Origin of the sequence: Nocardioides sp. ChNu-99 (assembly GCF_029493445.1) — a bacterium.
Classification (GTDB): domain Bacteria; phylum Actinomycetota; class Actinomycetes; order Propionibacteriales; family Nocardioidaceae; genus Nocardioides.
This window is the reverse complement of the sequence record NZ_JAHWBL010000041.1, coordinates 23,948-29,947: the sequence shown is the minus strand read 5'-3', so window position 1 is coordinate 29,947 and position 6,000 is coordinate 23,948. Positions and strand designations below refer to the sequence as shown.

At 73.6% G+C, this 6,000-nt stretch carries 9 protein-coding genes; 2 read left to right on the top strand and 7 right to left on the bottom strand.

The genetic code is table 11. The features are described 5' to 3' along the window. Positions 1-338 precede the first annotated feature (338 nt). Together KK617_RS13510 and KK617_RS13505 are read left to right on the top strand one after the other, a co-directional pair. Positions 339-713 carry a DUF1622 domain-containing protein gene (locus KK617_RS13510; protein WP_277500595.1) on the top strand — a complete coding sequence of 125 codons (375 nt, stop codon included), beginning with the start codon at positions 339-341 and terminating at the stop codon, positions 711-713. Further along, positions 710-952 (top strand): hypothetical protein, encoded by a 243-nt coding sequence (locus KK617_RS13505; protein ID WP_277500593.1) that lies wholly within the window; start codon positions 710-712, stop codon positions 950-952. The genes KK617_RS13510 and KK617_RS13505 overlap by 4 nt, the downstream gene beginning before the upstream one ends. On the opposite strand, the gene KK617_RS13500 is transcribed toward KK617_RS13505, so the two are convergent. The 7 genes from KK617_RS13500 to KK617_RS13470 all read right to left on the bottom strand — a co-directional run bounded on the left by KK617_RS13500 (position 940) and on the right by KK617_RS13470 (position 5,943). After that, positions 940-1,719 carry an MBL fold metallo-hydrolase gene (locus KK617_RS13500; protein WP_277500592.1) on the bottom strand — a complete coding sequence of 260 codons (780 nt, stop codon included), beginning with the start codon at positions 1,717-1,719 and terminating at the stop codon, positions 940-942. The two genes, KK617_RS13505 and KK617_RS13500, sit on opposite strands and share 13 nt — an antisense overlap. Continuing rightward, a complete protein-coding gene (murI, locus tag KK617_RS13495) occupies positions 1,716-2,528 on the bottom strand; it encodes a glutamate racemase (RefSeq protein WP_277500591.1) in 813 nt (270 codons plus the stop codon). The genes KK617_RS13500 and murI overlap by 4 nt, the downstream gene beginning before the upstream one ends. Positions 2,529-2,634: 106 nt before the next feature. Beyond that, positions 2,635-3,528, bottom strand: a complete 894-nt coding sequence (locus KK617_RS13490) for a DUF3152 domain-containing protein (RefSeq protein ID WP_277500590.1) — start codon at positions 3,526-3,528, stop codon at positions 2,635-2,637. An 11-nt stretch (positions 3,529-3,539) separates the two neighbouring features. Further along, a complete protein-coding gene (locus KK617_RS13485) occupies positions 3,540-4,487 on the bottom strand; it encodes a cysteine synthase (RefSeq protein ID WP_277500589.1) in 948 nt (315 codons plus the stop codon). Between the two features lie 16 nt (positions 4,488-4,503). Next, entirely contained in the window at positions 4,504-5,076 is a 573-nt protein-coding gene (locus KK617_RS13480) for an NYN domain-containing protein (RefSeq protein WP_277500588.1), read from the bottom strand. A gap of 118 nt (positions 5,077-5,194) precedes the next feature. After that, positions 5,195-5,482, bottom strand: a complete 288-nt coding sequence (locus tag KK617_RS13475) for a MoaD/ThiS family protein (protein ID WP_277500587.1) — start codon at positions 5,480-5,482, stop codon at positions 5,195-5,197. Positions 5,483-5,487: 5 nt separating this feature from the next. Then, positions 5,488-5,943, bottom strand: a complete 456-nt coding sequence (locus KK617_RS13470) for a M67 family metallopeptidase (protein WP_277500586.1) — start codon at positions 5,941-5,943, stop codon at positions 5,488-5,490. Between the last annotated feature and the right edge of the window lie 57 nt (positions 5,944-6,000).

Sequence of the window (6,000 nt, the reverse complement as noted above, 5' to 3'; positions counted from 1 at the left end):
GTCACGCCGCAGATCGACCGCCATCCGGATAGCCCGCTCCCGAAGCTCCTCTGGGTACTTCCTCGGTGCCGCCATGACTCTCATCCTTCCGTGGAATGAGAGCCTCCATCAGACCCGGCACGCGACAGGCCGCTAGCGCGGCCACCTCAACCACCGACCGGCCAGCGCGGCCACCTCAACCACCGGGCGGCCAGCGCGGCCACCTCAACCACCGCGCGGCGTACGGCGTGGTTTCGAGGGCCGCTAGCGCGGCCACCTCGACCACCGGGCCCCGCGCGGCCACCTCGACCACCGGGCCCCGCGCGGCCACCACGACCGCGCGTGGGTACCGGCGCGAGGTGAGCCCCGCCGCCATCGACCTCCTGCCCGAGGAACACCTGCGCACCGCCGTCGACACGCTCGTGCGGCTGGTGGAGGCCGCGGGCGCCGCCGTCATCTTCATCGGCGCCGTCATCGCGGTCGTGCAGTTCCTGCGTGTGCTGCCCCACCGCAACCCGCGCGAGTTCACGCGGGTGCGGCTGACCCTCGGCCGGTTCCTCGCCCTGGGGCTGGAGTTCCAGCTCGCCTCCGACGTGCTGCGCACCGCCATCGCGCCGTCGTTCGAGGAGCTCGGTCAGCTCGCCGCCGTCGCCGCGATCCGGACCGCGCTCAACTTCTTCCTCGCCCGCGAGATCCGCGAGGAGCAGGAAGAGGTCGGGGCGCCGCCCCCGTGACGGCCGTGCTCCTCGGGGCCGCGGCGCTGACGTCGGCCGCGGCCGTCGTCACCGGGCTGCTGGGCGTGGTCACCACCCGGCGCCTCGGCGACGCCACCGCCCTGCTGGTGGACCTGCTGATCGCCGCCGCGCTGCTGCGGCTCACCGCCCAGCAGGACTGGCCGACGATCGGGGTGACGGGCGTGCTACTGGCGGTGCGGTACGCCGTGGGGCGCCGGCTCGCCGCTCAGACGTCGTAGACGGCGCCCGCGACGGCGACGGAGGTGGGGCCGTCGTACCGGGCCACGGCCTCGGTGCGGGCGTCCTGCGGGTCGAACCAGGCGGGGACGTGGGTGAGGACGAGCCGACCGACGGCGCCGCGCGTGGCGAGGTCGCCCGCGTCGGTGCCGGTGAGGTGCACGCCGGGCGCGTTCTCGTCCCGCGCCCGGAATGCGGCCTCGGCCAGCAGCAGGTCGACGCCGGCGGCGGCGCGGTCGAGGCCGAGGCACGGGGCGGTGTCGCCGGAGTACGTCAGCGTCCGCCCGCCGGCGCTCACGCGCAGCGCGTAGGCCGGCACCGGGTGGAACACCTCGAACGGCTGCACGCTGAACGGGCCGACCTCGATCGCGCGCCGCTCCACGGCGTACTCGCGGAAGTCGAACTCCTCGCGCATGCCCGGGTCGAGCGGCAGGTCGTACGCCCGCGCCATGCGGTCCGCCGCGCCCTCCGGTCCCCACACGGGGATGCGCGGCTGCGGGCCGGCGGGGTGGTACTTGCGCAGCACGTAGTAGCCGCACAGGTCGAGGCAGTGGTCGGGGTGCAGGTGGCTCACGAAGACCGCGTCGACGGCCAGCGGGTCGGCGTGGTTGTGCAGCGCCCCGAGCGCGCCGTTGCCCAGGTCGAGCAGGATCCGCCACGTGCGCGTACCGCCGTCGCCGTCCGGGCCCTCGGCCTCGAGCAGGTAGCAGCTCGCGGGCGAGGTGGGCCCCGGGTAGGAGCCGGCGCAGCCGACGATCGTGAGCCTCATGCCGGACCTCCCGCGAACTGGCTCGCGAACACGAGCTCGGGGCCGAGGAAGCGCCGGCCGATGCGCTCGAACTCGCCGGGCTCGCCCGTGGTGACGAACTCGTACGTCGCCTCGCCCGCGGCCCGCATGAGACCGCCCGTGGCGAGCATCTGGTAGACCGCCTTCGCGCTCTCCTCGGCGCTGCTCACCAGGGTCACCCCGTCGCCCATGACGTAGGAGATGACGCCCGTCAGCAGCGGGTAGTGCGTGCAGCCCAGCACGAGGGTGTCGACGTCGGCGGCGATGAGCGGGTCGAGGTAGGAGTGCGCGGCCTCGAGCAGCTCGGGGCCCGAGGTGACGCCCCGCTCGACGAACTCGACGAAGCGCGGGCAGGCCTGGGTGACCAGCTCGACCTGGGGGGCGGCCGCGAACGCGTCGTCGTAGGCCATCGACGTGGCGGTCGCCTGCGTGCAGATCACGCCGATCCGCCCCGTGCGGGTGGCCGCGACGGCGCGGCGGGTGGCCGGGTAGATGACCTCGACGACGGGCACGTCGTACCGCTCCCGCGCGTCGCGCAGCATCGCGGCGCTCGCTGAGTTGCAGGCGATGACGAGCGCCTTGACGCCGCGGGCGACGAGGTGGTCGAGGCACTCCAGCGCGTACTCGCGGACCTCGCCGATCGGCTTCGGGCCGTAGGGCTGACGGGCGGTGTCACCGAGGTAGACGATCGACTCGTGGGGCAGCTGGTCGATGACCGAGCGCGCGACGGTCAGCCCGCCGAAGCCGGAGTCGAAGATGCCGATCGGTGCGTCGGCGAGGTCGTCCACCACAACGGGTCAATCTAGGGGTTACGAGCACGTGACGCGACGCAGCGGCGGTGTCGTCACTCTCACGGCCGTGAGACGCGTCCCGCGCGCCCATCGGCGTCGCCCCGGCTCAGCGCTCGCCGGGCAGCGGCCAGGGGTTGAAGCGGCAGCCGTCCAGCCCCTTCGACTGCTGCATCATCACGGGCGCGCGGTTGCCCGGCGCCGAGCACCCGACGTGGCCGCGCCCCAGGAAGTGGCCGACCTCGTGGTTGACCACCATGTGCCGGTAGTCGCGCAGCGTGCCGCGGGCGGCGTTCCACGACGGCGACGCCTCCATCCAGCGCGTGTAGTTGATGATCACGTTGCGCCCCACGCGGCAGCTCCACTGCGTGCTGCACTCGCTGGAGTAGCGCGGCAGCCGGTCCGCGGTGGCGAGCACGAGGGTGAAGCTCGAGCGCGCACCGCTGGCCGTGCGCTGGAAGTGGGTGCCGCCGGCCCGCCAGCCGCGGGGGTCGGCGAGGGTCTCGCCCGACTGCACGCCGAACTCCTCGACGCGGAACCCGGGGATGGACCCGTCGACACGCACGTCGTAGGTCACCGTGCGGCGCCGCGGGGTCGCGTCGCCGACGACGGGCGTGGGCTGCGAGAGGTGGCGCGACGAGGCGTAGCCCGCGCGGCCGACCGTCACGACGTACCGGATGCGGTGGCCGACGTCCTCGTGGCTGACCCGGTACGTCGAGCCCGTCGCACCCGGGATCGGGGTGTAGTCGCGGTGCCACTGCACCTGCCCGCTGGTGGCGCGCGGCGTGCGCCAGGCGACGACGGCGGTCAGCGTGCCCTCGTAGCGGGCGGCGCCGCGGATCGTGTCGGGCCCCTCCGGGGTCAGGGTCGGCGCAGCCGCCTGCACCCCCGGTACGGCGGACGGCAGCGTCGGCGCGCCGCTCGCCCCCGCCGGTGGCGCGACGGCCAGACCGAGCCCGGCCACGGCCGTCACCACCCAGGCGCCGAGACGCCCTCCGCGCACGCGCGCCCCGTTCACGCCCACAGCTGCCCCTCCAGACGGTCCTCTGCCTCGTCGACGGTGCCCTCGTAGGCCCCGGTCGACAGGTACTTCCACCCACCGTCGCACACGACGAAGGCGATGTCAGCACGTTCCCCGGCCTTCACGGCCTTGGCCGCCTGGCCCAGCGCGGCGTGCAGGATCGCGCCCGTCGAGACGCCGGCGAAGATGCCCTCGAGCTCGAGCAGCTCGCGCACCCGGCGCACCGCGTCGCGGGGGCCCACCGAGAAGCGGGCGTCGATGAGGTCGGCGTCGTACAGCTCGGGCACGAAGCCCTCGTCGAGGTTGCGCAGGCCGTAGACCAGCTCGCCGTAGCGCGGCTCGGCCGCCACGATGCGCACGTCGGGCTTGGCCCGGCGGAAGAAGCGGGAGACGCCCATGAGGGTGCCGGTCGTGCCGAGCCCGGCGACGAAGTGGGTGATCTCGGGGAGGTCGGCCAGGATCTCCGGGCCGGTGCCCTCCTCGTGCGCGAGCGCGTTGGCGGGGTTGCCGTACTGGTAGAGCATCACCCAGTCGGGGTGCTCCTCGGCCATGCCCTTCGCGACGCGCACCGCCTCGTTGGACCCGCCGGCCGCGGGCGAGGAGTAGATCTCGGCGCCCCACATGCGCAGCAGCTGGCGGCGCTCCTGCGAGGTGTTCTCCGGCATGACGCAGACGATGCGGTAGCCCTTGAGCTTCGCGGCCATGGCCAGCGAGATGCCGGTGTTGCCCGAGGTCGGCTCGAGGATCGTGCAGCCGGGGCGCAGCAGGCCGTCGGCCTCCGCCTGCTCGATCATCCGCAGCGCCGGGCGGTCCTTGATCGAGCCGGTCGGGTTGCGGTCCTCCAGCTTCGCCCAGATGCGCACGTCGGGGCTCGGCGAGAGGCGCGGCAGACCCACGAGCGGGGTGTTGCCGACGGAGGCGACCAGGTCGTCGTAGCGCATGGCCGCCATCCTCCCATCACCGCAGGAACAGCTCCGGGTCGAACTCCTCCAGCGGGATGATGCGCACCCGCGGGAGCGGGACGTTGAAGGCGCGGACGTCGTCCTCGAGGTCGTGGATGCGCACGCCCATGGAGGTGAAGCCGGCGTTGGCGTACTCGCGCAGCGCGAGCAGGCCCACGCGGCGGTCCGGGTGCTCGACCAGCGGGCGCAGGTCGTCGAGGAAGTCGCCGTCGTGGCTGACGAGCAGCACGTCGGCGTCGTGGGCCAGCACCGCCTGCAGCGTCCGCTGGATACCGAGGTCCACGACCTTCTGGTCGCCGCGCCCCGCCAGCGGCACGGGGCGGTAGCCGAGCGCCAGCAGCGCCTGCACGAACGCGCTCGGCAGCGAGCCGCCGCTCGCGTTGAGGAAGAACAGACCGGTGACCGGCTGGTCCCACAGCTGCTCGGCGTACGCCGTCACGCGCTCCCAGCGCGGCCGCTCCTCGGGCGTCGGGCGACGGCCCAGGAGCGAGTTGCCCAGCGTGGCGTCGATGTTCTCGCCGTCGACGAGGACGAACGTGCGCCGCTGCGGCGTCACCGGCTCGGTCATGGGCGGCACTCTACGCACCCGGGCCGGGACGACGAGGGGGCCGCCGGACCGTGTGGTCCGACGGCCCCCTCGGGCGGTGCGGGGTGGTGCGGGGTGGTGCTGGGCGGCGCGGGGTGGGTCAGCAGCCGCCGGCGACGGCCGGCAGCACGACGACCTGGTCGCCGTCGGACAGGCCGGCCTCGAGGCCGCCGATGAAGCGCACGTCCTCGTCGTTGATGTAGACGTTCACGAAGCGACGCAGGTCGGCGTCGTCGCCGTCACCGTCGACGAGGCGGCCCCGGATGCCCGGGTGGTTCGCCTCGAGGTCGTCGATGAGCGCGGCGAGGGTGTCGCCGTTGGCGGACACGGCCTTCTCACCGTTGGTGTAGGTCCGCAGGATCGTCGGGATCCGCACCTCGATGGCCATCTGGTTCACTCTCCACTTTCGGGGACTGTCGGGGCTGGTAGCTGCTCGACGACGTCGACCTCTTCCTCGGTCACCTCGCCGTCGACGATTCTGTAGGACCTGAACTCCACAGGTCCCTCGTTGTTCCCGTGCTCCCGGGTGCTGACGAGCACGTAGTGCGCGCCGGGCTCGCTGGCGAGCCCGATGTCGGTGCGGCTGGGGTAGGCCTCGGTCGCCGTGTGGGAGTGGTAGACGACCACCGGCTCCTCGTCCCGGTCGTCCATCTCGCGGTAGAGCGCGAGCAGGTCGAGCGAGTCGAACTCGTAGAACGTCGGGCTGCCCGCGGCGTTCACCATCTCCACCAGACGCTCGGGCCGGTCGGACCCGACGGGTCCGGCGACGACGCCGCAGGCCTCGTCGGGGTGGTCCCGCTTGGCGTGGGCGACGATGGCGTCGCGCGTCGCGCGGTCGATCCTCAGCACGCGGCCCAGGGTACGGCGCCGCCCACCGCCCGCCCGCCGCCGCCACCATGCGGACCG

What these genes read in the sequence shown, in the direction of transcription:
- KK617_RS13480 (WP_277500588.1), bottom strand. Translation starts at nt 5,076, where the DNA reads ATGACCGAGCCGGTGACGCCGCAGCGGCGCACGTTCGTCCTCGTCGAC.
- KK617_RS13500 (WP_277500592.1), bottom strand. Translation starts at nt 1,719, where the DNA reads ATGAGGCTCACGATCGTCGGCTGCGCCGGCTCCTACCCGGGGCCCACC.
- KK617_RS13485 (WP_277500589.1), bottom strand. Translation starts at nt 4,487, where the DNA reads ATGCGCTACGACGACCTGGTCGCCTCCGTCGGCAACACCCCGCTCGTG.
- KK617_RS13475 (WP_277500587.1), bottom strand. Translation starts at nt 5,482, where the DNA reads ATGGCCATCGAGGTGCGGATCCCGACGATCCTGCGGACCTACACCAAC.